The 589-nt window shown below is 59.4% G+C and carries 1 protein-coding gene; it reads left to right on the top strand.

The window, feature by feature from the left end; all coding sequences use genetic code 11:
- On the top strand, window positions 1-589 hold a 589-nt coding region (locus AC1D0P_RS27230), incomplete at both ends, for a TIM barrel protein (RefSeq protein ID WP_477679581.1).

Genomic DNA, 589 nt, shown 5'->3' with positions numbered 1-589 from the left:
GGCGAAAACCCTGCGGCATTGGCGCAAAACCTCAGCGATCTCGGGCTTTCGATCAACGGATTCGCCATGCGTTACTACACCAATCCAGCCTTCAAACTCGGCGCCTTCACGCATCCGGATGAAGCTGTTCGACGCGAAGCTATAGACCTGACGAAGAAGGGTATCGATGCCGCTCGTGCCGCCGGATCGAAGCTGATGACGATCTGGCTCGGCCAGGATGGTTTCGATTACGCCTTTCAAGGCAACTATGATCGGATGCTGCAACACGAGATAGACGGAATTCGTGAAGTTTGCGCCCATGATCCGGACTGCCTGATCTCGATCGAATACAAACCGAACGAGCCGCGCTCGTATAGCCTGATGCCGGACGCGGCCACCACGCTGCTCGCCATCAAGGAAGTGGGCGCCGACAATCTCGGGGTCACGCTCGACTTCGCCCATGTCCTCTATGCCGACGAACAACCGGCTTTCGCCGCGGCTCTGATCGCCCGTCACAGCCGACTGCTGGGGGTCCATCTGAATGACGGCTACGCCAAGCGCGACGACGGCCTGATGGTCGGCGCGGTGCATTCGCTGCAGACGATCGAGC

The sequence above is a fragment of the Polaromonas sp. P1_G2 genome, assembly GCF_056405515.1.
The sequence above is the reverse complement of the archived record's forward strand: the minus strand, read 5'-3'. Positions and strand labels throughout refer to the sequence as shown.